This window comes from Nocardioides aquaticus (assembly GCF_018459925.1).
Classification (GTDB): Bacteria; Actinomycetota; Actinomycetes; order Propionibacteriales; family Nocardioidaceae; genus Nocardioides; species Nocardioides aquaticus.
In genome coordinates this window covers 47,678-73,619 of sequence record NZ_CP075371.1, presented here as the reverse complement: position 1 = coordinate 73,619, position 25,942 = coordinate 47,678, and the positions used below count along the sequence as shown (strand labels likewise).

26 protein-coding genes are annotated in these 25,942 nt (G+C 74.9%); 15 read left to right on the top strand and 11 right to left on the bottom strand.

Annotation, left to right across the window (positions count from 1 at the left end):
- Positions 1 to 82: 82 nt before the first annotated feature.
- Both ENKNEFLB_RS00350 and ENKNEFLB_RS00345 read right to left on the bottom strand, forming a co-directional pair.
- Positions 83 to 688, bottom strand: a complete 606-nt coding sequence (locus ENKNEFLB_RS00350; protein WP_214057385.1) for a nitroreductase family protein — start codon at positions 686 to 688, stop codon at positions 83 to 85.
- Positions 685 to 1,692 (bottom strand): SDR family NAD(P)-dependent oxidoreductase, encoded by a 1,008-nt coding sequence (locus ENKNEFLB_RS00345; RefSeq protein ID WP_214057384.1) that lies wholly within the window; start codon positions 1,690 to 1,692, stop codon positions 685 to 687. Before ENKNEFLB_RS00345 ends, ENKNEFLB_RS00350 begins: the two co-directional genes overlap by 4 nt.
- Before the next feature lie 86 nt (positions 1,693 to 1,778).
- Here ENKNEFLB_RS00345 and ENKNEFLB_RS00340 point away from each other — a divergent pair, with 86 nt between their 5' ends.
- Entirely contained in the window at positions 1,779 to 2,561 is a 783-nt protein-coding gene (locus ENKNEFLB_RS00340; RefSeq protein ID WP_214057383.1) for a lipase family alpha/beta hydrolase, read from the top strand.
- A 28-nt stretch (positions 2,562 to 2,589) separates the two neighbouring features.
- Here the strand turns inward: ENKNEFLB_RS00340 and ENKNEFLB_RS00335 are convergent, their stop codons facing one another.
- The 5 genes from ENKNEFLB_RS00335 to ENKNEFLB_RS00315 are packed head-to-tail and all read right to left on the bottom strand — an operon-like array spanning position 2,590 to position 8,490.
- Positions 2,590 to 4,134: a hypothetical protein gene (locus ENKNEFLB_RS00335; protein WP_214057382.1), complete on the bottom strand. Its 1,545-nt coding sequence runs from the start codon at positions 4,132 to 4,134 to the stop codon at positions 2,590 to 2,592.
- Positions 4,135 to 4,154: 20 nt separating this feature from the next.
- A complete protein-coding gene (locus ENKNEFLB_RS00330) occupies positions 4,155 to 4,988 on the bottom strand; it encodes an ABC transporter permease (RefSeq protein ID WP_160010464.1) in 834 nt (277 codons plus the stop codon).
- Positions 4,985 to 5,923 carry an ABC transporter ATP-binding protein gene (locus ENKNEFLB_RS00325; protein WP_246535755.1) on the bottom strand — a complete coding sequence of 313 codons (939 nt, stop codon included), beginning with the start codon at positions 5,921 to 5,923 and terminating at the stop codon, positions 4,985 to 4,987. Before ENKNEFLB_RS00325 ends, ENKNEFLB_RS00330 begins: the two co-directional genes overlap by 4 nt.
- On the bottom strand, positions 5,920 to 7,026 hold the full coding sequence (locus tag ENKNEFLB_RS00320; RefSeq protein ID WP_214057381.1) for a hypothetical protein: 1,107 nt from the start codon (positions 7,024 to 7,026) through the stop codon (positions 5,920 to 5,922). The genes ENKNEFLB_RS00325 and ENKNEFLB_RS00320 overlap by 4 nt, the downstream gene beginning before the upstream one ends.
- A gap of 39 nt (positions 7,027 to 7,065) precedes the next feature.
- Positions 7,066 to 8,490, bottom strand: a complete 1,425-nt coding sequence (locus tag ENKNEFLB_RS00315; protein ID WP_214057380.1) for an AAA-type ATPase lid domain-containing protein — start codon at positions 8,488 to 8,490, stop codon at positions 7,066 to 7,068.
- A gap of 181 nt (positions 8,491 to 8,671) precedes the next feature.
- Between ENKNEFLB_RS00315 and ENKNEFLB_RS00310 the strand changes: the two genes are divergently transcribed.
- The 5 genes from ENKNEFLB_RS00310 (at position 8,672) to ENKNEFLB_RS00290 (ending at position 12,987) form a co-directional block, all read left to right on the top strand.
- A complete protein-coding gene (locus ENKNEFLB_RS00310) occupies positions 8,672 to 9,724 on the top strand; it encodes an amidohydrolase family protein (protein ID WP_214057379.1) in 1,053 nt (350 codons plus the stop codon).
- A complete protein-coding gene (locus ENKNEFLB_RS00305; RefSeq protein ID WP_214057378.1) occupies positions 9,721 to 10,548 on the top strand; it encodes an iron-sulfur cluster assembly protein in 828 nt (275 codons plus the stop codon). The genes ENKNEFLB_RS00310 and ENKNEFLB_RS00305 overlap by 4 nt, the downstream gene beginning before the upstream one ends.
- Complete coding sequence (locus ENKNEFLB_RS00300) at positions 10,545 to 11,579, top strand: NAD(P)-dependent alcohol dehydrogenase (protein WP_246535754.1); 1,035 nt, start codon at positions 10,545 to 10,547, stop codon at positions 11,577 to 11,579. Before ENKNEFLB_RS00305 ends, ENKNEFLB_RS00300 begins: the two co-directional genes overlap by 4 nt.
- Before the next feature lie 27 nt (positions 11,580 to 11,606).
- Positions 11,607 to 11,930, top strand: a complete 324-nt coding sequence (locus ENKNEFLB_RS00295; RefSeq protein ID WP_160010476.1) for a putative quinol monooxygenase — start codon at positions 11,607 to 11,609, stop codon at positions 11,928 to 11,930.
- A gap of 79 nt (positions 11,931 to 12,009) precedes the next feature.
- Positions 12,010 to 12,987, top strand: a complete 978-nt coding sequence (locus tag ENKNEFLB_RS00290) for a bile acid:sodium symporter family protein (protein ID WP_214057377.1) — start codon at positions 12,010 to 12,012, stop codon at positions 12,985 to 12,987.
- A gap of 71 nt (positions 12,988 to 13,058) precedes the next feature.
- Here ENKNEFLB_RS00290 and ENKNEFLB_RS00285 read toward each other — a convergent pair whose 3' ends face one another.
- Positions 13,059 to 13,721 carry a TetR/AcrR family transcriptional regulator gene (locus ENKNEFLB_RS00285; protein ID WP_214057376.1) on the bottom strand — a complete coding sequence of 221 codons (663 nt, stop codon included), beginning with the start codon at positions 13,719 to 13,721 and terminating at the stop codon, positions 13,059 to 13,061.
- A gap of 71 nt (positions 13,722 to 13,792) precedes the next feature.
- On the opposite strand from ENKNEFLB_RS00285, the gene ENKNEFLB_RS00280 reads away from it, so the two are divergent.
- Positions 13,793 to 13,951 carry a hypothetical protein gene (locus tag ENKNEFLB_RS00280; RefSeq protein ID WP_214057375.1) on the top strand — a complete coding sequence of 53 codons (159 nt, stop codon included), beginning with the start codon at positions 13,793 to 13,795 and terminating at the stop codon, positions 13,949 to 13,951.
- 157 nt (positions 13,952 to 14,108) lie between these two features.
- Here the strand turns inward: ENKNEFLB_RS00280 and ENKNEFLB_RS00275 are convergent, their stop codons facing one another.
- The gene (locus ENKNEFLB_RS00275; protein WP_214057374.1) at positions 14,109 to 15,353 is read right to left on the bottom strand and encodes an AI-2E family transporter; all 1,245 of its coding nucleotides are present in this window, start codon (positions 15,351 to 15,353) and stop codon (positions 14,109 to 14,111) included.
- A 96-nt stretch (positions 15,354 to 15,449) separates the two neighbouring features.
- Between ENKNEFLB_RS00275 and ENKNEFLB_RS00270 the strand changes: the two genes are divergently transcribed.
- The gene (locus ENKNEFLB_RS00270; RefSeq protein WP_214057373.1) at positions 15,450 to 15,719 is read left to right on the top strand and encodes a YrhK family protein; all 270 of its coding nucleotides are present in this window, start codon (positions 15,450 to 15,452) and stop codon (positions 15,717 to 15,719) included.
- Between the two features lie 40 nt (positions 15,720 to 15,759).
- Here the strand turns inward: ENKNEFLB_RS00270 and ENKNEFLB_RS00265 are convergent, their stop codons facing one another.
- Entirely contained in the window at positions 15,760 to 17,829 is a 2,070-nt protein-coding gene (locus ENKNEFLB_RS00265; RefSeq protein ID WP_246535753.1) for an MMPL family transporter, read from the bottom strand.
- Between the two features lie 66 nt (positions 17,830 to 17,895).
- On the opposite strand from ENKNEFLB_RS00265, the gene ENKNEFLB_RS00260 reads away from it, so the two are divergent.
- The 5 genes from ENKNEFLB_RS00260 (at position 17,896) to ENKNEFLB_RS00240 (ending at position 22,612) form a co-directional block, all read left to right on the top strand.
- Positions 17,896 to 18,342: a MarR family winged helix-turn-helix transcriptional regulator gene (locus ENKNEFLB_RS00260; RefSeq protein WP_338040974.1), complete on the top strand. Its 447-nt coding sequence runs from the start codon at positions 17,896 to 17,898 to the stop codon at positions 18,340 to 18,342.
- A 93-nt stretch (positions 18,343 to 18,435) separates the two neighbouring features.
- Positions 18,436 to 19,377, top strand: a complete 942-nt coding sequence (locus ENKNEFLB_RS00255; RefSeq protein ID WP_214057371.1) for a DUF808 domain-containing protein — start codon at positions 18,436 to 18,438, stop codon at positions 19,375 to 19,377.
- 91 nt (positions 19,378 to 19,468) lie between these two features.
- Positions 19,469 to 20,569, top strand: a complete 1,101-nt coding sequence (locus tag ENKNEFLB_RS00250; RefSeq protein ID WP_246535752.1) for an acyl-CoA dehydrogenase family protein — start codon at positions 19,469 to 19,471, stop codon at positions 20,567 to 20,569.
- On the top strand, positions 20,563 to 21,900 hold the full coding sequence (locus ENKNEFLB_RS00245; RefSeq protein WP_214057370.1) for a bifunctional PIG-L family deacetylase/class I SAM-dependent methyltransferase: 1,338 nt from the start codon (positions 20,563 to 20,565) through the stop codon (positions 21,898 to 21,900). Before ENKNEFLB_RS00250 ends, ENKNEFLB_RS00245 begins: the two co-directional genes overlap by 7 nt.
- The gene (locus tag ENKNEFLB_RS00240; RefSeq protein WP_214057369.1) at positions 21,893 to 22,612 is read left to right on the top strand and encodes a glycosyltransferase family 2 protein; all 720 of its coding nucleotides are present in this window, start codon (positions 21,893 to 21,895) and stop codon (positions 22,610 to 22,612) included. Before ENKNEFLB_RS00245 ends, ENKNEFLB_RS00240 begins: the two co-directional genes overlap by 8 nt.
- Positions 22,613 to 22,645: 33 nt before the next feature.
- Here ENKNEFLB_RS00240 and ENKNEFLB_RS00235 read toward each other — a convergent pair whose 3' ends face one another.
- Complete coding sequence (locus ENKNEFLB_RS00235) at positions 22,646 to 23,344, bottom strand: TetR/AcrR family transcriptional regulator (protein WP_214057368.1); 699 nt, start codon at positions 23,342 to 23,344, stop codon at positions 22,646 to 22,648.
- Between the two features lie 159 nt (positions 23,345 to 23,503).
- Here ENKNEFLB_RS00235 and ENKNEFLB_RS00230 point away from each other — a divergent pair, with 159 nt between their 5' ends.
- Together ENKNEFLB_RS00230 and ENKNEFLB_RS00225 are read left to right on the top strand one after the other, a co-directional pair.
- Positions 23,504 to 24,400, top strand: a complete 897-nt coding sequence (locus ENKNEFLB_RS00230) for an AurF N-oxygenase family protein (RefSeq protein ID WP_214057367.1) — start codon at positions 23,504 to 23,506, stop codon at positions 24,398 to 24,400.
- A gap of 3 nt (positions 24,401 to 24,403) precedes the next feature.
- Complete coding sequence (locus ENKNEFLB_RS00225) at positions 24,404 to 25,939, top strand: FAD-dependent oxidoreductase (RefSeq protein WP_214057366.1); 1,536 nt, start codon at positions 24,404 to 24,406, stop codon at positions 25,937 to 25,939.
- Positions 25,940 to 25,942: the final 3 nt, after the last annotated feature.

The following is a 25,942-nucleotide window of genomic DNA, read 5'->3' as shown; positions in this document are numbered from 1 at the left end:
CTCGAACTGGCTGACCTGCGAAGACACGGTCAGCGCGACCCCCGGGTCGACATCGTTCCTTCCGGCTCCGCGCAGCGGCGATCTACCAGGCCTCGCCCCACCGCACCAGCGCCACCTCGTCGAGGGGCTTGCGGGTACGCGGCTTGGCCTCGCGCTCGCGCTCGGCCTCCGGGGCGGCGGCGGGGTCGCCGCGGTGGCCGACGGCGATGCCGGTGAGCAGTCGGACGTGGTCGGGCAGGCCGAGGGCGGCGGCGACCGCGTCCTTGTCGAACCCCGAGAACTGGTGGGCGTCCAGGCCCATCGCCCGCGCCTGCAGCGTGACGTGGGCGGCGGCCTGGCCGAGGTCGTGGTGGGCGTACGCCGGGTCCTTCGCGGGCTTGCCGCTCGGCGGGGCCGCCGGGTCCGGGCCCACCTGGGTGCAGCCGAGCAGGACCACCGCTGGTCGGCGCACCCACGCGTTGCCGCGCGAGAGGTGTTCCTCGAGCGCGGCGCGCGTCCCCGAGCCGCGCTCAGCGACCAGGAAGACCCACGGCTGGGAGTTGCCGGCACTCGGGGCCCAGCGGGCCGCCTGCAGCAGCGTCGTGACCTGCGCCCGGTCGAGGGCCTGGGTGTCGTCGAAGAACGTGGGGCTCCACCGGGAGCGGAGCGGCTCGGCGAGCGCGTCGTCGTTGACCGGCGCGGCGCTCATCGGAGCACCGTCGCGGGCCACGCCTCGGTGCCGGTGAGGTCGGCGACCTGGCCGAGGAAGTCGGCGACCCGGCCCCGGTCGTCCGCCATCTGCACCGGGTACGTGGTGGGCCGAGTGCGCCGGTCGTGCCAGAAGTGGTGCGTCCCCGGCGCCGAGGGCCGCGTGGCGACCAGCCACACCGCGGTGTCAGCGCCGTCCTCCGCGCTGCGCAGCAACGGGCCGACGACCTTGCCGAAGCCGGGCAGCGAGTCCGTGATGCCGGGGGTGCCGGCCCAGCCGGGGTGCATCGACGCGGCAGTCACGCCGCTCTCGCGGAGCCGCTCGGCCCAGGCGTCGGCCAGGACCACCTGCATCCGCTTGGTGCGCGCGTAGGCGCGGACCCCGTCGTACTCGCCCCGGACGAACTGCAGGTCGTCGGCGCGAAGACCGGAGGTGTACATCCCGCCGGAGCTCATCCACACGACGGTCGCGCCGCCGTCGCGGCCCCCCGCGTGCAGCGGCTCGAGCAGCAGCTCGGTCATCAGGTGCGGCCCGAGCACGTGCGCGGCCAGCGTCATCTCGTGGCCCTGCGCGCTCTCCTGCCGCTCGGGCGGGAGCACGCCGGCGTTGTGCACCAGCCCGTGCAGCGCGTCGACCCGGCCGACGAGGTCGGCGCACCACGCGCGGACGGCGTCGAGGTCGCTCACGTCGCAGAGCTCGCCGACCACCGACGCGCCCGGCACCCGGCTGCGGACGTCGGCCAGGACGGTGTCGATCTTGTGCTGGGTGCGGCCGAGCACGTGCACCGTCGCGCCGAGTCGGGCGAAGGACAGCGCCATCGCCTCCCCGATGCCGGACGTCGCGCCGGTGACGACGACGTGCTTGCCGAGCAGCGCCCCGGCCGGCGGGTCGGCGGCCCAGAAGCGACGGCGCACCGCAGAGCCGACCCGGGTGTAGCCCAGGACGACCGACCGGTCGAGCGCGGTGTCGAGGGCGCGGGTGAGCCCGGCGGGGATCGAGGTCATGCCACCCAACCTAGGAGGGCGTCCCCGCACCCGGTCGGGTGGCAGTCCGTCGGGACCGGCGTGCGCCCCCGGGGCATGCTGGAGCGGTGCTCGACTCCCTCTCCCCCGCCCGCCGCCGACTCTGGCTCGTCGTCGCCGCCCTGGTCGTCGCCGCCGTGGTCGCGGGGTCGGTCGCGCTGGTCCTCGGCCGCGACGAGCCGGCGCCGCCGGTCGCGCAGGGCGACGTCGGCCCCGTCCTGCTGCTGCCGGGGTACGGCGGCAGCGAGACCGGCCTCGAGACGCTGGCCGGCGCGCTGCGGGAGGACGGCCGGACCGTCGAGGTGGTGGCCCCTCCTGGCGACGGCCGCGGCGACCTGCGCGAGCACGCCGCGCTCGTGGCGGAGGCGGCCGAGGCCGCGGTCGCGGGCGGTGCGCCGTCGGTCGACGTGGTGGGCTACTCGGCCGGCGGCGTGGCGGCCCGGCTCTTCGTCGCCGAGCTGGGCGGTGACGAGATCACGCGGCGGGTGCTGACCCTGGCCTCGCCGCACCACGGCACCGAGCTGGCCGAGGCGGCCGGCCTGGCCGGGTCCGGGTGCCCGGAGGGGTGCCAGCAGCTGCAGCCCGACAGCGAGCTGCTGGCCAGCCTCAACGCCGGGGACGAGACCCCGAGCGGCCCGGAGTGGGCGGCGCTGTGGACCGAGGACGACCAGACGGTCGTGCCGCCGACCTCCGGACGGCTCGACGGCGCGGTCTCGTTCGGCCTCCAGGACGTCTGCCCCGACCTGGTCGTGAGCCACGGTGACGTGCCGAGCACCCCGGCGGTGCTGCGGATCGTGGTCGCCGAGCTCGGCACCACACCGCCGGTCGTCCCCGGCCCCGAGGTCTGCTGACCGCCGGGCGGGACAGTCCCTGGCGGTGTCAGCGGCGGCGTACGAGCCGCAACCAGCGTCGCGCGCCGTGGGGCCGGGGTCCGGGGGTGGCGGGCGCAGGCGCCGTAGGCGCGGGCGCCTGGCTCCTGATCCCGGCGTGGAACGCCACGGTCCGGTTCGTCGCGCTGTCGATCGATGCGGTGTCGAGAAGACCCTGCACCCGGTCTCGCTGCTCCTCCGACAGCCGCGCCCAGGTGGTCGCCGCGCTGGTCTCGAGCCAGTTCAGGACCCCAGTGCGGCCGAGGGAGACCAGCTGCGGGTCGGGGTCCGAAGCAGCGCGCAGGTCGGCCTCCACCCGGTCCCAAGCGCCCGCTCGGTGACCGACGTGCCACGCGGCCCGACGGTTCCAGGGCCCGGGAGCCGTCCACGCCTTCGTCGCCACCTCCTGCGGTGCCCGGAGACGGACCAGGGCACGGGCAGCGGCCGAGGCCACGCGTGGGCTGGGGTCCAGCAGGACCGGCCCGAGCATGCCGACGGCGAGGTCCGCAGAAGCGTGGGCGCTGACGCCGCTCACTGCGGCGGCTCGGACGCGGGCGCTCTGGTGGTCCAGGTGTGCGGCGAACACCTCGAGGTCTTCCGGTCCCCCGACCGTCGCCAGTCCCTCGAGGACCGCCGCCACCCTGTGCGCCGGGGTAGTGATCGTGCCGGCGAGCTCCCGGTACCACCGCGCGGCGTCGATGCCGCGACGACGTGCTCGCATCTGTGCCTGCTCCCGCACGCGAGGGGCGCGGTCGGTCAGCAACCGTGTCGTCTCGTCGTCCGCCAGGAGCTCGTCGGGCAACCGCGTCAGCGCCACGATCCTCGCCTCGACCGTCTTGGCCACCAGGAGCTCGCGCAGCTCCTGCGGCTCCGCCACAGGCAGCAGCCACTCAGCGGCCGAGGCGCGCACCCACTGGTCCGGGTCGGACCTCACCATCTCCAGCAGCTGCTCGGCACCAAGCAGGTGACGGTCCTGGGCGAGGGCCAGCGCCCACCGTCGTACGGCGCGGTCGTCCCCGCGCAGGAGCTCCTCGACCAGCCCCTCTGGGGGCAGCCGCTCCAGCAGGAGGCCGCGGACGAACGCCAGGGCGGACGGCGCGTGCCGGCGTCCGCGGCCAGCGAGGACCACGGCAAGGACCGTGCCTGCGTCGGCGGCGCCCAGGCGCGGGTGGAGCGCTCGGGTGGCCTCGTCCCGCACCTGCTCGACGTGGTCCAGCAACCGGACGGCGAGAGCGGCCGACGCGACCGTTCCGTCCCTGGCGGCGAGCACCCGCGACGCGCGCTGTCGGACGCGCCCGTCCACGTGCATGCTGGTCACGGCAGCGACGAAACCGGTGGACTCGGCCACCTCCGGCCCCAACCAGCCCTGGGAGCCGCCGACGGGCGCGCCCGCCATCGGCAAGGACCACCGCGCAGCCTCGTCCAGCAGCAACCACGACCTGCCCCCGAGCCGCGCAAGGGTGTGGGAGCCGGCGCGCCACTCGTCCGGGCCACCGTCGGTCACGACACGCACCAGCTGCGACGCGAGCTGCCGGGCCTCGGACGCCGTCCTCATCGGGCCATCATCACCTCACCTCAGTCGGTGACGTCCTTGGTGGCGAAGTTGGCCCAGGCCGCGCCGAAGAAGACCACGACGTAGGCCAGCTGCAGCAGCACCCCGCGCACGACGTCGCGCCACAGGACCGGGTCCCGGAACAGGTCGACGAAGGCCAGCCAGTAGCGCGTCGGCAGCACGTCCCGGACCACGTCGGCGGCGTCCAGGGTGAACAGCAGCGTGGAGGCGATCAGCACCGCCATCGTCCCGAGCGCCGCCCCGAGCGGGGAGTCGGCGACGGTGGAGAGGAACAGCGCGATCGCGGCCACGCCGGCCATGCAGAGGATCGCGTACGCCAGGGCCAGCGCCGTGCGCCCGACCAGCTCGGGCGTCGACAGCGTCGTGCCGGAGACCGACGTGCCGCCGGGCACCACCGCCGAGCCGGCGGTGACCTCGCCGTTGCCGAGCAGGAGCACCCCGAGGACGTACGCCGTCACCGCGACGACCACGATCGTGATCACCACGAAGGCCATCACTGCCACCATCTTGGCGACCAGGAAGCTGAGCCGCCCGACGGGGCGCACCAGCAGGTAGCGCAGCGTCCCCTGCTGCGCCTCGCCGGCCACGGCCTCGCCCGCGGTCAGGGCCACCGCGATCGGCAGCAGCAGCGGCAGCACGATGGCCAGCGCGGCCAGCGGGAACAGCGTGCCGTCGGTGAGCACGGCGGACAGGAAGGCGGGGCCCGTGCCGGGCCGGGGCCCGATCGCGGTGAGCGACAGCAGCACCGCGACCAGGCTGGGCAAGGCGTCGATCAGCAGGATCGTCACCCAGGTGCGGCGGCTGCGCACCATCTTGGACAGCTCGACGCGGATCACGCGGCGCCCACCCTGCCCTGGTCGGTGACGGAGAAGTCGTCGGAGCCGGCGCCGGTCGCGTCGAGGACGACGCCCTCCAGCGTGCGCCGCTCCGGGGTCACCTCGACCACGGGCACGCCCGCAGCGACGAGCGCGGCGACCATGGCGGCCGGGTCGTCGCCACGCACCACCAGCCGCTCGCCGTCGCGGTCCTCGACCGCGCGGCCGAGGACCGCGGCCGCCCGCTCACCGTGCGCCGCGCCGGCGGTGCGCAGCAGCTGGCGCCCGGTCGGCCCCCGCAGGGCGTCGAGGTCGTCCTGGACGACGAGACGGCCCCGCGAGATCACGCCCACCCGGCCGCAGGTCTGCTCGATCTCGGCCAGCAGGTGGCTGGAGACGAGCACGGTGGTGCCGGCGGCGTTCAGGTCGAGCAGCAGCGCCCGGATGTCCCGGATGCCCTGCGGGTCCAGGCCGTTGGTGGGCTCGTCGAGGACCAGCAGCCGCGGCGAGGTCAGCAGCGCCTGCGCCAGCCCGAGGCGCTGCCGCATCCCGAGCGAGTAGGCGTGCACGGGCCGCTTGTCCACGCCCGACAGCCCGACCCGCGCCAGCGCGTCGTCGACGCGCCCGGCCCGCCCCTGGCGCGACCCGCGTCCCGCGGCGTCGTAGAGCGCCAGGTTGCGGCGCCCGGACAGCTGCCCGTACGCCGCCGGCCCCTCGACCATCGCCCCGACCTGCGGCAGCACCTCGGCGGCCGAGCCGGGCATCGGGCGCCCGAGCACCTCGGCGGTGCCGGAGGTGGGCAGGACCAGGCCGAGCAGCATCCGGACCGTGGTGGTCTTCCCGGAGCCGTTGGGGCCCAGGAAGCCGTAGACGTCGCCCTCGCGCACGTCGAGGTCGAGGTCGCTGACCGCCGCCACCCGGCCGAAACGCTTGGTCAGGCCGTGGGTGCGGATCACTGGTCCTCCTCGGGGAGATAGACGGCGCCGGAGCGCAGGTCGGCCTCGGCGGCGCGCAGCGCGTCGAGGTCGAGGGTGCCGGCGACCAGCCAGCCCCCGTCACCGGCCCGGCCGCCGACGAGGACGCCGAGCGGGCCGGCGAGGGCTCCGATGCTGTCCTCGGTGGCGACCGCGTCGGGCGTGACGGCGACCTGCTCGCGCAGCGGGTCGGCCTCGTTGTCGCGCAGCGGGATGGCCACGAGCTGGGTCAGCCCCTGCCCGTAGACCCCGACGGCTCCGCGCGAGCTCGGCTGGAGGTCGAGGCCGGCGACCTCGTCCGGCGGGCGGAGCGGGGCGTACTGGCTGGCGGCGTCGGCGATGTCGAGCACGTCGACCCGCTCGACGTCGGTCCCGGCGGTGGGGTCCAGCGCGACGACGGAGGCCGGTGGCGTCCCCGGGTCGTAGTCACGGACCTCGCTGGTCAGCGCCGGCGAGGACGACCCCTCGGCGTAGGCCTCGACGAGCAGCGGCACCCCGGTGGCGGGGTCGAGCCAGACGTCGACCCGCCCGATCGTGGTCCGCTCGTCGGCCTGCGACCCGTCGACGCGCAGCCCTGCGGCCGAGACGCCGGCCACCCGCCGCGCGGGCAGCGCGTCGACCGCCGCCGGGTCGGCGCCGACCACGAACCGCCGCGCCAGCTCGGAGGGCAGCAGGTCGCTCGTGCGGGGCAGCCGGATGTCGGGGTCGCGGCTGACCTCGGCCTCCTGCGCCTCGTAGGAGTAGGCCACGGTGACGTCGTCGGTGTGCCGCAGGTCGCTCTCGCCGGCGGTGAGCAGCCGGTCGACCCGCCACGAGTCCGCGTCGCGCCACCACACGCGCAGCCGGGTCGTCTCGCCGAGCAGCGACCCGAGGTCGTCGAGGTCCCCGGTGGCCGGCAGCTGCAGCGTGCCGGTCGTCTCGACGTAGCCGCTCCAGCCCGCGTCGGGTGCCTCGGCCAGCAGCGCGAGCAGCGCGGCGGGGTCCTGGTCGGTCTCCTCGGCCGGCAGCAGCCGGGGGGCGAGCGGGAGCAGCACGACGGCCGCGACCAGCGCGGCCACCACCAGCCAGCGCCGCGGGGAGGTCATGGCCCGACGCTACGGGGCGCGGGCCAATCACCCCCGCGGTCACCCCCGGGGGAGCCGGATGCCGTACTGCCCGATCTTGCGGTAGACCGTCGCCCTGCTCATGCCCAGCTCGAGCGCTCCCTCACGCATCGTCACCCCCGGCCGGGTCAGCACCCGCACGATCTCGTCGCGCTCGAAGGTCTCGATCCGGCTGAGCCGGTGGGTGCCCTGGCTGAGCACCTCGGCGGGCAGGTGGCGGACGTCGACGACGTCGGTACGCGTGGCCGCGTCGCGCACCACGTCGCGCAGCTCCGCGACGTTGCCCGGCCAGCCGTGGTCGCGCAGCGCCTGCTCGGCCGCCGGGGTGAGGTCCACCTCGCGCCCGCGCACCTGGTGGGCGAGGTGGCGCGCGAGCGGGACCACGTCGTCGGGACGCTCGCGCAGCGGCGGGACCTGGACGACCGCGCCCACCAGCGGGACCAGCGCGGCCGGCAGGTCCTCCAGGCGTCCGGCGGTCGCGCCCCAGCCGGCCGGGCCGGCACCGGGCAGCAGGTCGCGGAGCCGGTCGGCCGCCCACGCCGGCAGCAGGTCGGCGTCGCCGAGCAGCACCGTGGTGTGCTCCTTGCCGACCTCCGGCGACCATAGGTCGAGCCAGGTGGCGACGTCGTCGGGGGCCGGGACCCGGGCCGCCAGCACCCGGCCGCGGGGGCGCTCGGCACGCGCGGCCTGGGCCAGCAGGGTCGTCCGCCCGGCGCCGCGCTCGCCCACCACGGCCACCACCCGCCCGCTCGCCACGGCGGCGCGGACCTGCGTGAGCGCGTCGGTCCAGGACGCGGACAGACCCGTCAGCGTGCCGGAGCCGGGCTCCAGGCGCGGTGCCTCCACCCGGTAGACCGCCCCGCGCGAGGGCGTCGGGGCGGCACCGCCGCCGGATCGGGCCAGCATCAGCGCGGTCGTGGTGCCGGCGGCCGAGCGGGCCAGCGCCAGCAGCAGGTCGCTGTGCGAGGCCGACCAGGTGGTGAGGTTCAACGCGCCCTCGAGCCGTCCCGTGCGGGGGTCCAGCACCGGCACGGCGGCGCAGGTGTAGCCGCGCAGGCTCAGCGCGTAGTGCTGCTCGGACCGCACCACCGTCGGCGTGCGGTCGGCGAGCGCCAGGCCGAGCCCGTTGGTCCCGGCCTCGCGCTCGGCGTAGGAGAAGCCCGGTGCGAGGTGCACCGCGTCCAGGGCGCGCAGCAGCGCGTGGTCACCGCTGCGGCGGTCCAGCACCAGGCCGTCGGCGTCGGTGAGCATGAGGCTGACCGGCTCGGCGGCCAGCGACCGGTGGAGGTCGCCGAGCACCTCGCGGCCGCAGGTCGCGAACAGCGACTCCGTGGGCGGCGCGCCGCTGAAGCGCGGCTGCACCTCACCGTGGGACACGCCGTAGTCCTCGCTGCGGCGCCACGACGCCACGACCCGGTCGGGCGCGTGCTGCTCGAGCTCCCCCACCAGCCACCTCCACGGCCGCCCCCGGGACACCCACGCGTGCCCGGCGGTGGCGCCAGCGTACGACGCGGACTGTGACCCGCGTCTCAAAGTGAGACGCGCACCCCCTCGGCAGCGGGGTCGCGACGACCTAGCGTCGGCGACGTGCTCCGTGACGGTCGTCACGGGCGGAGACGGAGGAACCATGTACACCAAGGACGGCGAGGACTTCTACATCGTCGATGCGCACATCGCCCTGTGGGACGCCCGCGAGGAGAACCAGCGCAACATCCACGGCAAGCAGTTCATCGACTGCTTCTACGACTACCACCGCAACCTCTCGCCCGAGTCCGAGGTCTGGCCCTACGAGGAGTACCTCTACCAGGGCGGGGAGCGGCTGATGAAGGACGTCTTCACCGACGGCTACGCCGACCACGCCATCTTCCAGCCGGCCTACCTCCACGAGTTCTACAAGACCGGTTTCGGACAGTCCGAGGAGGCCTCCGCCCTGGCCGCGGCGCACCCGGACAAGCTCACCTACAACCACAACTTCGACCCCCGCAACGGCGAGCGCGGCCTCGAGCAGCTCCACGCGGACGCGGAGAAGTACGGCCTGAAGGGCGTCAAGCTCTACACCGCCGAGTGGCACGGGGACTCCCGTGGCTGGAAACTCGACGACCCGTGGGCCTACCGCTACTTCGAGGCCTGCCGCGAGCTGGGCATCAAGAACATCCACGTCCACAAGGGCCCCACCATCCGCCCCCTCGACCGCGACGCCTTCGACGTGGCCGACGTCGACCACGTGGCCACCGACTTCACCGACCTGAACTTCATCGTGGAGCACGTCGGCCTGCCGCGCCTGGAGGACTTCTGCTGGATCGCCACCCAGGAGCCGAACGTCTACGGCGGCCTGGCCGTGGCGATGCCCTTCATCCACACCCGTCCCCGCTACTTCGCCCAGATCATGGGGGAGCTCCTCTACTGGATCGGTGAGGACCGGATCCTGTTCTCCTCCGACTACGCGATCTGGACCCCGAAGTGGCTGGTCGAGGCCTTCGTGGACTTCCAGATCCCCTCCGACATGAGCGAGTACGCGCCGATCACCCTGGAACAGAAGAAGAAGATCCTCGGCCTCAACGCCGCCGCGCTGTACGACCTCGACGTGCCGCAGGCCCTGCGCCTGCCCGAGGCCGACGAGACCGCCACCGGTCCCCGCGACCCCTCGGCCGCCGACCCGGACCTGGTGGGCGCCCGATGACGCTCCTGTCGGAGGTCGAGGAGCGCGCGCCGGCGAGCGTCCCCGGACCACCGCTGACCGAGGCCCACGTGCGCGGGGTGCTCGACGTCGTGCTCGACCCCGAGCTCGACGAGCCGATCACCGACCTCGGCTTCGTCACCTCGGTGACGGTCACCGAGGCGGCGGTCGAGGTGCACCTGCGCCTGCCGACGTCGTTCTGCTCGCCGAGCTTCGCCTACCTGATGGCCTCCGACAGCCGCGACGAGGTCACCGCCCTGCTCGCCCGGCGCGACGACCCGCGGGCGCTGGTGGTCGAGCTCGACGACCACCACGACTCACCGAGGATCAACGCCGGCCTGGCCGCCGACGCCGGCTACCGCGGCACCTTCGGCGACGAGGCCGAGGACAGCCTCGACGAGCTGCGGATGGTCTTCCGTCGCAAGGCGCACACGGCCGCCGCCGAGCGCTGCCTGACCGGGCTCCTGCGCCTGGACCCGGAGCGCGCGGTCGACACGCTCGGGGAGGTCCGCCTGGGCGACCTGCCCGAGGGTCACGACCGGGAGGCGCTCGTACGCCGCCGCGCCGCCCTCGGCCTGCCCGTCGACGGTGACGCCGTGGTCCTGGTCGACGCCGAGGGCCGGCGTCCCGACGACGTCCCGATGGCGCTGCGCCGGGCCCGCTCGACGCGGATCTCGATCGACGGCAACGCCCACTTCTGCCGCGGCCTGCTCGCCACCCGCTACCCCGGCTCGGAGGGCGACCAGGCCCCCCGCGCCGAGGAGGCGTTCGTGCCGCTGGCCTCGCTCACCACCCGTCCCCACCCCGCGAAGGAGCAGCACCGATGAGCACCATGCGCGCCGTCCAGGTCGTCGGCTACCACCAGGGCCTGCAGATGGCCGAGGTCGACGTCCCCGAGGCCACCGGCCCCCTCGACGTCGTCGTCAGGATCGGCGGCGCCGGCGTCTGCCGCACCGACCTCCACATCCTGGAGGGGCAGTGGGCCGAGAAGTCCCAGGTCACGTTGCCGTACACGATCGGGCACGAGAACGCCGGCTGGGTGCACGCGGTCGGCTCGGCGGTGACCCACCTGCGCGAGGGGGACAAGGTGATCCTGCACCCGCTGGTCACCTGCGGCCTGTGCCGCGCCTGCCGCTCCGGCGACGACGTGCACTGCGAGGTCAGCGACTTCCCCGGCATCGACACGAACGGCGGGTACGCCGACTACCTGCGCACCACCGCACGCAGCGTGGTGAAGATCGACGACTCCCTCGAGCCGTCGGACGTCGCGGCGCTGGCCGACGCCGGCCTCACGGCGTACCACGCCGCCGCCAAGGCCGCGAAGCGGCTGACCCCGCGCGACCGGTGCGTGGTGATCGGCGCCGGCGGTCTGGGCCACATCGGGATCCAGGTCCTCAAGGCGCTGACCCCGGCCGAGATCGTCGTGGTCGACCGCAACCCGGACGCGGTGAAGCTGGCGCTGTCGATCGGCGCGGACCACGGTGTCGTCGCCGACAGCACCCACGTCGAGCAGGTCCTCGAGCTGACCGATGGCCACGGCGCCGAGGTGCTCGTGGACTTCGTGGGCGAGGGCGGGGCGACGGCCGAGGGCGTGGCGATGCTGCGCCGGGCCGGCGACTACCACGTGGTCGGGTACGGCGAGAACATCGACGTCCCGACCATCGACATCGTCAGCGCCGAGATCAACATCGTCGGCAACCTGGTCGGCTCCTACAACGACCTGTGCGACCTGATGGTCCTCGCGGCCCGCGGCCAGGTCACGCTGCACACCCAGAAGTACGCCCTGGACGACTTCGCGACCGCCGTCGACGACCTCGACCACGGCCGCGTCCGCGGGCGCGCCATCCTGGTCCCCTGACCCCCACCACCCAGCAGGAGGAAACCCTTGATCTTCATCACCGCCGTCTTCTCGGTGAAGGCCGAGCACGCCGACGACTGGCCCGAGATCTCCCGCGAGTTCACCGAGGCCTGCAACGCCGAGGACGGCTGCCTGTGGTTCTTCTGGTCCCGCAGCGTCACCGACCCGAACGAGTACGTGCTCGTGGAGGCGTTCCGCGACGGTGACGCCGGCGGCGCCCACGTGCAGTCCGACCACTTCAAGAAGGCGACCAGCGAGCTGCCGGCGTACCTCGCCGCGACCCCGCGGATCGTCAACGCCGAGGTGCCCGGGACGGAGTGGTCCGAGCTCGGCGAGATGCAGGTCGGCTGACCCGACCACCCGGCGACGGGCCACCGCCAGCATGTGGCGGTGGCCCGTCGTCGTCCCCGCGGTGTGGTCACCTGGGCCGGTGAGCCCGTCGTCCTCCACCCCCGTCCTCCAGCGCGCCAGCGCCTTCACCGGTCGCTGGTTCGCCGTGCTCGTGCTCGCCGCGGGCGGGCTCGGGCTGCTCCTCCCCGACACCCTCGCCCAGGCCGCGCCCGCGGTGCCCTGGCTGCTCGCGCTGATCATGCTCGGGATGGGGATGACGCTGCGCCCGGTCGACTTCGCCGTGGTCGTCCGTACGCCGTGGGCGCTCGGCGTCGGGGTCGCCGCGCAGTACCTCGTGATGCCGCTGACCGGCTTCGCCCTCGCCCGGCTGCTCGACCTCTCCCCGACCCAGGCCGCCGGGATGGTGCTGGTCGGCGCGTCCCCGGGCGGGACGGCGAGCAACGTCATGGTCTTCCTCGCCAAGGGCGACACCGCGCTGTCGGTGGCGATGACGACCTTCTCCACCCTGCTCGCCCCGGTGCTGACGCCGCTGCTGGTGCTGTGGCTGGCCGGGGAGTTCCTGCCGGTCGACGCCGGGGCGCTCTTCGTCTCGATCGTCCAGGTGGTGCTCGCCCCGGTGCTGCTCGGGCTGCTGCTCCGCACGGTCGTCCCGGCCCTGGTCGAGCGGGTCCTCGACGCGCTCCCCCTGGTCTCGGTGGCCGGCATCGCCGCCGTGGTCGCGATCGTGGTCGCGGGCAGCGCCGACACCGTGCTCACCGTGGGGCCGCTGCTGGTGCTCGCGGTCGTGCTGCACAACGGGGTCGGCCTGGGCGTGGGCTACGGCCTGGCCCGCCTCACCGGGCTGGACGTCCCCGCCCGCCGCGCGGTGAGCATCGAGGTGGGCATGCAGAACTCCGGGCTCGCCGCCACGCTGGCCACGGTGCACTTCTCACCGGCCGCCGCCCTTCCGGCCGCGATCTTCTCGGTGTGGCACAACGTGTCGGGCTCGCTGCTGGCCGGCTGGTGGTCGCGGCGGCCGGTCGAACGGGCCGTGGCCGAGCGCGACCGGGTCGGCTGACCGCGCCGCAAGCGTCACCTCGAGGCGCCGCGAGCGTCATCTCGGCTGTCCGCGAGGGTCATCTCGGCGGGTCAGCTGGCGGCGCGCACGGCCTCGACCGACAGGCCGCACTCCTCGAGGAGCAGCTCGATGAAGTACTCCGCGTCGCGCAGGCAGCTCTCGTCGCGACGGACGCCGCCGACGGCGACGGCCCCCTCGACCAGGTAGAGGATCCGGGTGGCGACCGCGGCCGCGTCCCGGACCCCGGCGGTGGCCAGGATGCGCTCCAGGCCGTCCTCCATGTGCTTCATCGACTCCTGGATCACCCCCAGCGCCTCGTGCTCGCTGTCGGAGAGCTCGGCGGCGGCGTTGATGAAGGCGCTGCCCCGGAACACCTCGTCCTCGACCGGGTGGGCGTAGCCGCGGACGTAGGCCACGACCTGCAGGGCCGGGTCGTCGCCGACCTCCTCCCAGATCCCGTGCAGCTTGTCCTGCCACTGCTCCTCGCGCTGGCGCAGGTAGGCCGCGATCACGCCGTCCTTGCTGGGGAAGTGGTTGTAGAGCGTGCGCTTGGAGATCCCAGCCTCGGCGGCCAGGGCGTCGACCCCCGTGGAGTAGATCCCGTCGCGGTAGAAGCAACGGGCCGCGGCCGCGACGATCCGCTCGGGGGTGGTCGGGTCCGCCTCCGGGACACCCTCGGCAGGGGTTTCGGTGACGACGTGGTCGAGATCACCCGGCGTGTCGTGGTCCGTCATCTTGTCCACGCTACACCGACCTGTGTACAGTCATGTCTACACCGACCAGTGAACCTAAGGATCTGAGAACCATGTTCGACTCCACCCCCGTCGTCTCGCGCCACTCCTCCGGCACGCAGTCGCGGGCCCGCAGCACCCGCTTCGCCCGCGTCGCAAACCTCGCGCGCTCCCCCCGACGCACCTCGCTCACCGAGACGCTCTCGGTCGGCCTCGGCCTGACCCAGCGCTGATCCGGCGCCGTTCGCGGCGCTCGACCGAGCACCCGGACCTCCCACTCCCGACGCCACGGCGCCGGAAGGGGAGGTCTTCCTCGTTCCCGGGGTCGCCGGGCCGGCCCGCAGCTCACTCCCGGGCGGCTCACTCCCGGGCGGCTCACTCCCAGGCGGCTCACTCCCGCGCGGCTTCCTCACGCCGCACGATGTCGGCGACCGGCTCGGCGCTGGCCTGTTCGTGCAGGTAGCGCGCGACCACGACCGCCACGGCGGCGGCCGGCACGGCCAAGAAGGCCCCGATCACGCCGAAGAGCGTGGAGCCCAGCACGATCGCGAGCAGCACCACGCCGGCGTGGAGGTCCAGGCTCCGGCCCTGGAGCCACGGGAGCAGCACGTTGCCCTCGAGCTGCTGGACCGCCAGCACGATCCCCAGCACGATCAGCGCGGTGACCCACCCGTTGGCCGCGAGGGCGACCAGCACGGCCAGTGCGCCGACCGTCACGGCCCCGACGATCGGCGCGAAGGCGGCCAGGAACGTGATCACGGCCAGCGGCAGCGCGAGCGGCACGCCGAGCACCAGCAGCCCGGCGCCGATGAAGAAGGCGTCGATCAGACCGACCAGCGCCTGGGTGCGCACGAAGCTGCCGAGCGTGATCCACGACCGGGTCGTCACCTCGATCAGGTGGTGACCGGCCGTGGGGCTGGTCCAGCGCCGCAGGAACGGCAGGAAGCGTCCGCCGTCCTTGAGGAAGAAGAACGTCAGCACCAACGTCACCACCGCGTTGATCAGCAGGTTGGCGATCGCCCCGAGGCCGACCAGGACGCCCGACGCGATCGTCGCGGCGCTGGCCTGCAGCCGCTCCTGGGCGGCGGTCACGACCGACTCGATCTGCGCGTCGGTCACGCCCACGCCCAGGTCGGCCACGAAGGACTCCAGGTCGCTGAGCCCCTTCGACGCGCTCAGCGACAGCTCGACCACCTCGTCGCTGGCCGTCGGGGCCAGCAGCGAGATGATCCCGCCGAAGACCGCCACGAACAGGACCACCACGGCGGCCGAGGCCAGGGTCCGCGGGACCCGGAACCGCCGCTCGAGCAGCCGGACCGGCGGCTCGAGGACGGTGGTCAGCACCAGGGCCAGCACCAGCGGGAGCAGGATGCTCCACAGCTTGCCGACCAGCATGCCCAGCACGATCGCGCCGACCACGAGGACGAGCAGACGCAGCGTCCACGTCGAGAGGCGGCGTACGCCGGAGGCCATCGCGCGGGGGTCGAGCGCCCGGGCCGAGGCCGTGACGCTGTCGACGTCACCGGTCGGGTCGGCGTCGTCCTGACGCTCCTGCGGCGTGCCGCGCGGCCGCTGCGGGTCAGGAGCTGCGTCGTCGTCCGGGGACGGTCCGCGGGGGTGGTCGGCAGAGGTCATGGTGCTCATCGTGCCCTGAACCGGCCCCACCCCCCGGCACCCCGGCGATCACGGGTCCCGCAGGTCGCTCGGGACCGGGGGCCGTAGCCTCGCGCGGTGGACGTACCCCTGCCCTTCACCCGCGACGAGCTCGTGCTGCGCCAGCGCTACGAGGTCGTCTCCATCCTGAACGACCTGCTCGTGGCGGCCTGGTTCATCGTCGGCAGCGTGCTGTTCTTCTCACCCGAGACCACCGACGTCGGCACCTGGTGCTTCCTGATCGGCAGCATCCAGCTCGCCGTGCGTCCGGCGATCCGGCTGACCCGGCGGGTGCACCTGCAGCGGGTGGCCCCGGACCACCGGCACGAGAGCGACCAGGACTACTGAGGCCCGGCCGGGGCGGCCGAGCTGCCGGACCGCGTCGCCGTCAGCCGACCGGTCCCGGACGGGCCGGCCACCAGAACCGGTCGCCGAGCCGCACCGCCAGGGCCGGCACCAGGACGGTCCTGACGACCAGGGTGTCCAGCAGGACCCCGAGACCGATGATCGTGCCGAGCTGCGCCAGCAGCACCAGGGGCAGCACCCCCAGCACCGCGAAGACCGCGGCCAGCAGGATCCCGGCGCTGGTGATCACGCCGCCGGTCGCCGCCAGCGCTCGCAGCATGCCCTGGCGCGAGCCGTGCGTCGCCGCCTCCTCGCGCGCCCGGGTGACCAGGAAGATGTTGTAGTCGACGCCGAGCGCGACGAGGAACAGGAACGCGAACAACGGCACCCCGGTGTCGATCGCGCTGAAGCCCAGCAGCCCGGTGAAGACCCACCAGGACGCCCCGAGCGCGGCGGCGTAGGTGGCCACGACCGTCAGCACCAGCAGCACCGGGGCGACCACCGAGCGCAGCAGGAGCAGCAGCGCGCCCAGGACCAGCACCAGGATCAGCGGGAAGATCACCCACCGGTCCCGGGCGGCCCCGTCCTTCGCGTCGACGGCCTCGGCCTCGGTGCCGGTCACGTGGGTGTCGTCGAAGCCGGACAGGGCCTCGCGCAGCCCGGCCACGGTCGCGGCCGTCTCCTCGCTGCCGGGCTCGCCCTCGAGGACGACGTCGAGCTGGGCGACGCCGGCGCCCTCCTGGGCGACCTCGGCCGCACCGACGCCGGGCACGCCCTCGACCGCCGCCAGCACCTGCTCGGCGGGGGCCCGGGTGAGCACCTGCGCCGGGTCGGAGACGCCGGCCGGGAACGACTCCGCCAGCCGGGTGGCGGCACTGATCGCCTCCGGCTCCTGCAGGAACTGCTCGTCGGTGCCGAGGCCGGTGTCGATGCGCAGGACCCCGGCGGCCAGGATCGCGAGCACGACCAGCGTGCCGGCCACGAAGGCGCCCGGTCGGCGGGCGACCCGGTCGCCCACGCGGTGCCAGACGGTGTCGGTGTCGGCGAGCGCGGCCTGCCCCACCCGCGGCACGCGCGGCCAGAACACCCACCGACCGAAGCACACCAGGGCGGCCGGCAGCACCACGAGCGCGAACGTCGCGGCGATCACGATGCCGATGGCGCACGCCAGTCCGAGGCCGCGGGTCGTCGGCACGAGGGAGAGCAGCAGGGTCAGCAGCCCGAGCAGCACGGTCACCGAGCTGGCGACCACCGCCTCGGCCGTGCGCCGCACCGCGGTCGCCATCGCGCGGTGCCGCGACTCCTCGACCTTGAGCTCGTCGCGGTAGCGCGAGATCAGCAGCAAGGCGTAGTCGGTGCCGGCGCCGAACACCAGCACCGAGAGGATGCCCACCGTCGACTCGTCCCAGGCCACGCCCAGGACCTCCATGGCCTGGGTCGAGAGCACCGCGGCGAGCCGGTCGGCCACGCCGACCACCGCGAGCGGGATCACCCAGAGGATCGGGCTGCGGTAGGTGAGGATCAGCAGGATCGCCACCACCAGGGCGGTCGCGCCGAGCAGCCGGAAGTCCGCCCCGTCGAACACCGCGGCCAGGTCGGCCTGCACCGCCGCCGGTCCGGTGACCTGCCCGGTGACGCCGTCCGGGACGGCCCCGTCGATCCGGTCGCGAAGGTCGCCCACCGCCGTGGCGGTCTCGGTGGCCGAGCCGCTGTCGAGCGGCACCACGGCCAGGGCCGCCGTGCCGTCCTCGGCCACCTGCAACGACCCGTCCGGTCCGGCGGGCACCGCGCCGAGGTCGTCGGCGAGTCCCGTGAGCGCGCGGACGGCAGCCCGGTCGAAGGTGCCCTCGTCGGCGGTCAGCACCACCACGGCCGCGCTGGTGTCACCGGCGGGGAGCTCGTCGCGCAGCTCCGTCCCGAGGGTCGAGTCGAGGCCGGCCGGCACGTTGTCGGTCGAGCTCGGGGTCCGCTCGCCCTCGCCGAGGAACACGATCGCGAGGACCGCGAGCAGGAGCGGGACGAGGGCGACCACCGCGGCCGTCCGTCGCCCGGTGACCAGACCGATGACGGGACCGGTCGCGCGTCGGGAGGTGGGTTCGGTGCGTGCGGGCACGGGTGGCTCCTGGGTGCGGCGGTACGATGTCGTTCAGCAGCCTAGTAGTTAAGTTGGTGAAACAAAATCGGCACCCGCCCTCCCGAGCCCCCGCCGACCGCCCAGCTGGTCCGCGACCTCGTCGACGCCTCCGCGCGCTACCGCCACGAGCTGGCCCGCAGGCTCGGCGTCAACGACCACGAGATGCAGGCCCTGGAGCACCTCGCCCGCGAGGCGGCGGGGCCGGCCGAGCTGGCCCGGCTGCTCGAGGTGAGCACGGCGGCCTCGACCGGTGTCGTGGACCGGCTCAGCGCCAAGGGCCACGTGGCGCGCCACCCGCACCCGGCCGACCGGCGGCGCACGGTCGTGGAGCTCACCGACGACGGTCGCGCCGACGTGCTGACCCACCTCGGTCCGATGCTCGGCCACCTGGCCACGCTGGACGCCGACCTCGACGACCACGACCGCGCCGTGGTCCACCGCTTCCTGCGGGGTGCGGCCGCCGCCTTCGACGAGGCGGCACGACGCGACTGACCCCCGTGGAGGGCCACACGGTCTCGGCTCTTCGGGCCATGATGGTGCCGTGACCTCCCCGCACCCCGCCCCCACCGCCCGACGGACCGCACGATGAGCGCCGGGCTCTTCGGCCTGCTCGACGACGTGGCCGCGCTGGCCCGTCTCGCCGCGGCGTCGGTCGACGACGTGGGGGCCGCCGCGGCGCGCGCGTCGGCGAAGGCGGCCGGTGTCGTGGTCGACGACGCGGCGGTCACCCCGCAGTACGTCCGCGGGCTCGCCGCGGCGCGCGAGGTGCCGATCATCAAGCGGATCGCGATCGGGTCGATCCGCAACAAGCTGCTGTTCATCCTCCCGGCGGCGCTGCTGCTGAGCGAGTTCCTGCCGTGGGCGCTGACCCCGATCCTGATGCTCGGCGGCGCCTACCTCTGCTACGAGGGCGCCGAGAAGGTCTGGCACGCACTGGGCCACGGCGCCCACCACGCCGAGGACCCGCGGGAGAAGTCCGAGGACGAGGTGGTCTCCGGCGCGGTCCGCACCGACCTGATCCTGTCGGCCGAGATCATGGTGATCGCGCTGAACGAGATCGCCTCGGAGGGGTTCCTCTCCCGCCTGGTGATCCTGGTCGTGGTGGCGCTCTTCATCACCGTCGTCGTCTACGGCGCGGTCGCGGCGATCGTGAAGATGGACGACCTGGGCCTGGCCCTGGTCGAGCGCCGCGGCGCCGACAGCGCCGCCGGCCGGTTCGGCTCCGGGCTGGTCCGCGCGATGCCGAAGGTGCTGTCGGTCATCTCCGTGGTCGGCACGGCCGCGATGCTGTGGGTGGGCGGCCACATCGAGCTGGTCGGCCTCAAGGACCTGGGGGTCAGCGGTCCGTACGACCTGGTCCACCACCTCGAGGTCGCGGTCCACGACGCCGTCCCGGTCCTCGGCGGCGTGCTCGGCTGGCTGGTCAACACCGCCGCGTCCGCCCTCGTCGGCGCGCTGCTGGGCGCGCTGATCGTCGCGGTGAAGACGCTCGTCACCTCGCGCCGGGGCGCTGCCGCGACCCACTGACCCACCCGCCCCAGGACACGCCCACCCACTCCGCCCGGTCGGGTACCCAGGGATGGGGTCGGTCCCGCCGCCAGCGACCACAGTGGGGAGCGTGCCCTCCTCCGCGCCCCCCGCCGCGCCCGTGCCCGTCCGGCTCGCCGCCACGACGCCCGACCCGAGCGACCTCGCCGACCTGACCGACCTGATCGACCTCGCCGCCGGCGCCGAGGCCCTCGTGCGCGCACCCGTCGCCGAGGCGGTCGCCTGGGCGGTCGGGGTCGGCCGCCACGCGCCCCTGCCCGGCGGCGGGCGGACCCTCGAGCACTGGGAGCAGCTGGCGACGGTCGCCGCGGTGGACCTCGCCCTGGGCCGGGTCCTCGAGCCGCACCTCGACGCGCTTGCCGTGCTGGACCAGGCCCCCGACCGGCCGACGGCGATCGAGGAGGGCGCGTCGTACGGGGTGTGGGCCGCCGAGGCGCCGCACGCCCGCCTCGACGCCGTGCCCGACCACGACGCCCCCGGCGGGTGGCGCCTGTCGGGCCGCAAGCCGTGGTGCTCGCTGGCCGGCGAGGTGAGCCACGGCCTGGTCACCGCCTGGGTGGGCGAGCACGACCGGGCGATGTTCTCGGTGGCGACCCGGCAGCCCGGCGTGGTGGTGGAGGACGGCGCCTGGTCGGCCTACGCCCTGGCCGAGGTGACGACCTCGACCCTGGCCCTCGACGCCGTGCCGGCCACCCCGGTCGGGCCGGTCGGCTGGTACCTCGACCGCCCGGGCTTCGCCTGGGGCGGCGCCGGCGTGGCCGCGGTCTGGTACGGCGGGGCGGTCGCCCTTGCCCGTCGGCTGCACGACCAGTGCCGCACCCGGCAGCCCGACCAGGTGGCGCTGGTGCACCTCGGCGCGGTCGACGCCGCCCTGGCCGGCGCCCGGTCGGTGCTCGTCACCGCGGCCGCCGAGATCGACGCCGGCCGGGCGACCGGAGCCGACGGGGCGCTGCTCGCCGCGCGGGTGCGCCAGGTGGTCGCCGACACCTGCGAGGAGGTCTCCCGTCGCCTGGCCCACGCGCTCGGCCCCGGCCCGCTGGCCCACGAGGCCCGGCACGCGCGGCGGGTCGCGGACCTCGCGCTCTACCTCCGCCAGCACCACGCCGAGCGGGACCAGGCCGCCCTGGGCGCCGCCCTGCTCGAGCGCGACCCCTCCTCCCCGCCGTGGTGACCTTCACCCACGACCGGGAGGGCACCCCGGCCGCCGCCTGGCGCGCCGACCCCCGCTGGGCCGCTCTCCTCGAGGACGCCGACGACCCGCTCGCCGGGGCGGACCGGGTGGTCGTGCTGGCCGCGCACCCCGACGACGAGACCCTCGGCGCCGGAGGCCTGCTGTCCACCGCGCACGCCCGCGGCCTCGACGTCGCCGTCGTCGTGGCCACCTCCGGCGAGGCCAGCCACCCGCACTCGCCGACCCACACCGCCGACCGGCTCGCGGCGCGCCGTACCGAGGAGTCGCACGCCGCCGTCGACGCGCTGGCGCCCGGCTGCGTGCCCCTCCTGCTCGGGCTGCCCGACGGCGGGGTCGCGGACCACGAGGGCACCGTGGCCGCCGCGGTGGTCGACGTCGTCGGGGACGGGCGGCGGACGCTGGTGGTCGCGCCGTGGCGCAGCGACGGCCACCCCGACCACGAGGCCGTCGGCCGCGCCGGCGCCGCCGCGGCCGTCCGCTGCGGGGCCGACCTGCTGGAGTACGCCGTCTGGTTCTGGCACTGGGCCGCCCCCGACGACGCCCCCTGGCACCGGTTCACCGCGCTCCGCCTCGACCCCGCCGCGGTCGCGGCCAAGACCCTCGCCGTCCGCGCGCACCGCACCCAGGTCGAGCCCCTCTCGGACCAGCCCGGCGACGAGGTGCTGCTCGGCCCGGCCCTGCTGGCGCACTCCGCGGGCGAGGTGGAGGTCCTCGTCCGGGAGCCGGCCGCCGACCCCGACCTGGACCGGCTGCACGCCGCGGCCGACGACCCCTGGGGAGTCGACCGACGGTGGTACGAGCAGCGCAAGCGCGCCCTGCTGCTGGCCCTGCTGCCGCACCGCCGGTACGCCTCCGCGCTCGAGGTCGGCTGCTCCACCGGCGCGACGACCCTCGCCCTGGCCACCCGCTGCGACCACCTCACCGCGCTCGACCCCAGCCCGCACGCGCTGGCGCTGGCGCGCACCCGCCTCGACACCGACCCCGCCGGCACCGGGGTGCGCCTGCTGGCCGGGGCGGTCCCCGACGACCAGCCCCCCGGGCCGTGGGACCTCGTCGTGGTCTCCGAGGTGGGCTACTTCCTCTCCCCCGCCGCGCTCGAGGGCCTGGTCGCCCGGGTCGCCGCCGACCTGGCGCCCGGGGGCGTCGTCGTCCTGGCGCACTGGCGGCACCCCGTCGAGGGCTGGCCCCTGGACGGCGCGGACGTCCACGCCGCCTTCACCGCCGTCCTGCCGGTGGCCGCGACCTACGCCGACCGCGACGTCGCGATGCTGGTCCTCGGCCACGACGTCCTGCCCGACCCGCATGACTGAGGCCGTCACCCTGCCGACCCCGGTGCGGGCCGTCGTCGTGGTCGTCCCGGCCCACGACGAGGAGGAGCTGGTCGGACGCTGCCTGGACGCGGTCGCGGCGTCGGTCACGGCCCTGCGGGAGGCGTGCCCGCACCTGACCGCCACGACGCTGGTCGTGCTCGACTCGTGCACAGACGGCACGGCCGAGGTCGCCGCGCGGGCCGGGGTGGCGACCCTGGTCGTGACCGCCCGCAGCGTCGGGACCGCGCGGCGCGAGGGCGTCCGCGCCGCCGTCGACGCCCTGGGGCCGCTGCCGCCCGGGGCGGTGTGGGTCGCCTCCACCGACGCCGACACCGTGGTGCCCCCGGGCTGGCTGGTGCAGCAGGTGGCCGCCGCGGACGCGGGTGCCGGGCTGGTCCTCGGCGCCGTCGTGCCGGACGAGCGCGACCTCGACCCCACGACGTACGCCGCCTGGCTCCTGAGGCACGGACCCGCCGCACCGGTCGCCGTGCACGGGGCCAACCTCGGGGTCCGGCTGGCCGCCCACGACGCCGTCGGCGGGTTCCCGCCGGTCGCCGAGCACGAGGACGTCCTGCTCGTGGACGCGCTCCGCGCCCACGGCGTCCACGAGGCCGCCGGCCTGCCCGCGGTCACCTCGGGGCGCCGGTACGGCCGGGTCGGGCGCGGGTTCGCGGGCTACCTCCGCGACCTGGAGACCACGCTCGGCGAGTGACGCCGCGCCGGGCGGCGGGCCCCGGGCCCGCCCTCAGTCGACCGGGTCGAGCTCCAGCGGGACCGACGGGTCGATGTCGAGGCCGACGTCGCCCAGCACGGCGTCGAGCAGGGACCAGATCCACCCGGCCAGCAGGTCGACCATCTCCTCGAGGGAGACCCCGCGCGGGTCCTCGACCCAGCGCCCGGCCGCGGCGTCGACGAACCCGACCAGGCCGAAGGACAGCGGCTGGGTGACCTTGACGTCGAGCCCCAGCAGGTCGACGAAGTGGTCGAGCAGGCGGATCAGCAGGTCCGAGATGAGCCGCTTGACGTCGGTGACGACGTTCTCCCCGGCTGCCGTCGTGACCGAGTGCCGCACGAGGTAGCGGTAGAGGCCGTGGTGCTCGGTCAGCCACTGCAGGTGGGTGGTCACCGCGGAGCGGATGATCGTCATCGGGCTCGTCGAGGCGTCCCAGGACGGGGCGAGGCCCTCCAGGATCATCGCCTCCGCGCGCGCGGCGATGGCCTGGTTGAGCTCGCCGGCGCCCGCGAAGTGGCGGTAGAGCCGGGTCCGCGCGACCCCCGCCTGCGCCGCGATCTGCTCGGTCGAGACGTCCGCGCCGTGCTCGGCGATCGCCACCAGCGCGGCCTCGACGAACTCCTCGCGGCGCCGCTGCTGCTGCCCGCTCCAGCGCACGGCCCGGCCGTCGGCCAGCGCCGGGGACGCGGGCTCGGCGGGCGGGGTCGACACCTTCGCGAGGTTACCCGGCTCACTCGTGCAAACGCTTGCCCGGACAGGGGGTACGCGCTGTACCGTCTAGGTAGTCGATACGCGTCGTACCCCCTACCGGACACGGCGTCGCACCAACTGCTCCCGACCGGCACCCACCAGCTCCTGGAGGTCCTCCCGATGACCACGACCGCTCCCCAGCCCGGCACCCGCGACTCCTCGCAGCGACTGCTCGACTCCGCCGCGGCGCTGTCCTACGACCCGACCACCGAGGTCGACTGGGACACCCCGCTGGACCCCGACCACTTCGGGCTGAACCCGGAGTGGAGCACGCTCTACGGCACGGACCTGTGGGAGGAGATGACCCACGCACAGCGCGTCACGCTGACCCGGCACGAGGTCGCCTCGATCATGAGCACCGGGATCTGGTTCGAGATGATCCTCCAGCAGATGGTGCTGCGCGACCAGTACTGCAGCGACTACGCGGAGCCGGACTTCCAGTTCGCGCTGACCGAGATCGCCGACGAGTGCCGGCACTCCATCATGTTCGCCCGGGCCTGCTCGACGATGGGGATCGGTGCCTACTTCCCGCGCCGGGCCAGCATCGCCCTCGGCCGCGGTTTCAAGAGCCTCGCCGCCGCCGAGGTCGCCTACGGCGGGATCCTCGTGGCCGAGGAGGTGCTCGACGTGATGCAGCGCGACTGGATGCGCGGCGAGCAGGTGCTGCCGATCGTGCGGACGACCAGCAGGATCCACGTGGTCGAGGAGTCCCGGCACATGAAGTTCGCGCGGCAGGAGATGCGCGAGCGGATCGAGGGCGCCAGCCCGCGCCGGCGGAGGCTGTCGGCGCTGGTGATCGCGATCGCCGCCCAGCAGATCGTGTCCAACATGGTCAACGAGGGTGTCTACGCCGCGGCGGGGCTCGACCCGCAGCGCGCGGTGGCCGCGGCGCGGGCCAACGAGCACCACCACACGCTGATGCGCTCGAGCTGTGCGCACCTGATGGAGTTCCTCGACGAGCTCGGCCTGCTGACCCGTCCCGCGCTGAGGATCTACCAGCGCGTGAGCATGGTCTGAGCCGTGGCCTTCGCCGTCACGCAGTCCTGCTGCAACGACGCGTCCTGCGTGTCCGTCTGCCCGGTCAACTGCATCCACCCCGCGCCCGGCGAGCCCGGCTTCGGGACCACCGAGATGGTGTTCATCGACCCCCGCAGCTGCATCGACTGCGGCGCCTGCGCCGACGCGTGCCCCGTGGACGCGATCAAGCCGGTCGACGCCCTGGTGGGCGACGAGCAGGCGTACGCCGCGCTCAACGCCGCGCACTTCGAGGACGGCCCGGCGCCCGCCTGGGGGGCGCCGGACTTCCCGGCCGCGCTGGCCGGGCACGCCGCCGGCCTGCGGGTGGCCGTGGTGGGCACCGGGCCGGCGGCCAGCTACACCGCCTCGGCCCTGCTCACCACGAGCGCCGAGGTGACCATGCTCGACCGGCTCGAGCAGCCCGGGGGCCTGGTCCGCTTCGGCGTCGCGCCCGACCACGTCGACACCCGCAAGATCGGCGCGCGGTTCGACACCGTCCGCCGCCACCCCCGGGTCGAGCTGGTGCTCGGCACCGAGGTCGGCCGCGACGTGACCCACGAGCAGCTGCTGGCCCACCACGACGCCGTGGTCTACGCCGTCGGCGCCTCGGCCGACCGGGCGCTGGACGTGCCGGGCGAGGACCTGGCCGGCAGCCTGCCCGCGCGCACGTTCGTCGGCTGGTACAACGGCCACCCCGAGGTCCCCGCCGACGTGGTCGACCTGACCGCCGACGGCGACGGACGTACGGGCCGGGTGGTCGTGGTCGGCAACGGCAACGTCGCGCTCGACATGGCCCGCCTGCTGCTCACCGACGCAGCCGACCTGACCGGCACCCCCGTGGCCCCCCACGCGAGGGCGGCGCTGGGGGCGAGCGCCGTCACCGAGGTGGTGCTGGTGGGCAGGCGCGGCCCGGCGGAGGCGGCGTACTCGCTCTCCGAGCTGCGCCCCCTGCTGGCCCGCGAGGACCTCGACGTGGTCGTCGACGGCGGGCCGGAGGTCGCCGAGGCGATCGCGGCCGCCGCCCCCGGCAGCAAGGCGGCCGCCCTGCAGGGCCTCGAGGTCGCGCCGCTCGACCACGCCGGCGGGCCCCCCGTACGCCGCCGCCTCGTGCTCCGCTTCCACGCCGTCGTCGAGCGGCTGGTCGGGGAGGACCGCGTGCGGGCGGTCTGTCTGGCCCCCGCGGCCGGCGACCCCGAGAGGGCCAGGAGCGAGGTCCGCACCGGCCTGGTCCTCCGCTCGGTGGGCTACCGCAGCGAGCCGGTGCCGGGCCTGCCCTTCGACCACGCCACCAGCACCGTCCCGCACCGCGAGGGCCGCGTCGTCGACCCGACGACCGGGGCCGCCGTGCCCGCGACCTACGTGGTCGGCTGGATCAAGCGCGGTCCGCGCGGCGGCATCGGCTCCAACCGCGCCGACGCCGCCGAGACCGTCGGCTCGATCGTGGACGACGCGAACGCCCGGGTGATCAGCAGCGGCCGCGGCTCCGCCCGCTCCTTCCGCCGCGCCCGCCGAGATGGCGCTCGCGGACAGCCCAGATGACGC

Bases quoted from the DNA above. Each gene is read 5' to 3' on its own strand.
- ENKNEFLB_RS00335 (WP_214057382.1), bottom strand. From the start codon at position 4,134: ATGAGGACGGCGTCCGAGGCCCGGCAGCTCGCGTCGCAGCTGGTGCGT.
- ENKNEFLB_RS00310 (WP_214057379.1), top strand. From the start codon at position 8,672: ATGTACACCAAGGACGGCGAGGACTTCTACATCGTCGATGCGCACATC.
- ENKNEFLB_RS00320 (WP_214057381.1), bottom strand. From the start codon at position 7,026: ATGACCTCCCCGCGGCGCTGGCTGGTGGTGGCCGCGCTGGTCGCGGCC.
- ENKNEFLB_RS00230 (WP_214057367.1), top strand. From the start codon at position 23,504: ATGACCACGACCGCTCCCCAGCCCGGCACCCGCGACTCCTCGCAGCGA.
- ENKNEFLB_RS00285 (WP_214057376.1), bottom strand. From the start codon at position 13,721: ATGACGGACCACGACACGCCGGGTGATCTCGACCACGTCGTCACCGAA.
- ENKNEFLB_RS00255 (WP_214057371.1), top strand. From the start codon at position 18,436: ATGAGCGCCGGGCTCTTCGGCCTGCTCGACGACGTGGCCGCGCTGGCC.
- ENKNEFLB_RS00350 (WP_214057385.1), bottom strand. From the start codon at position 688: ATGAGCGCCGCGCCGGTCAACGACGACGCGCTCGCCGAGCCGCTCCGC.
- ENKNEFLB_RS00275 (WP_214057374.1), bottom strand. From the start codon at position 15,353: ATGACCTCTGCCGACCACCCCCGCGGACCGTCCCCGGACGACGACGCA.
- ENKNEFLB_RS00280 (WP_214057375.1), top strand. From the start codon at position 13,793: ATGTTCGACTCCACCCCCGTCGTCTCGCGCCACTCCTCCGGCACGCAG.
- ENKNEFLB_RS00240 (WP_214057369.1), top strand. From the start codon at position 21,893: ATGACTGAGGCCGTCACCCTGCCGACCCCGGTGCGGGCCGTCGTCGTG.
- ENKNEFLB_RS00345 (WP_214057384.1), bottom strand. From the start codon at position 1,692: ATGACCTCGATCCCCGCCGGGCTCACCCGCGCCCTCGACACCGCGCTC.
- ENKNEFLB_RS00305 (WP_214057378.1), top strand. From the start codon at position 9,721: ATGACGCTCCTGTCGGAGGTCGAGGAGCGCGCGCCGGCGAGCGTCCCC.
- ENKNEFLB_RS00300 (WP_246535754.1), top strand. From the start codon at position 10,545: ATGAGCACCATGCGCGCCGTCCAGGTCGTCGGCTACCACCAGGGCCTG.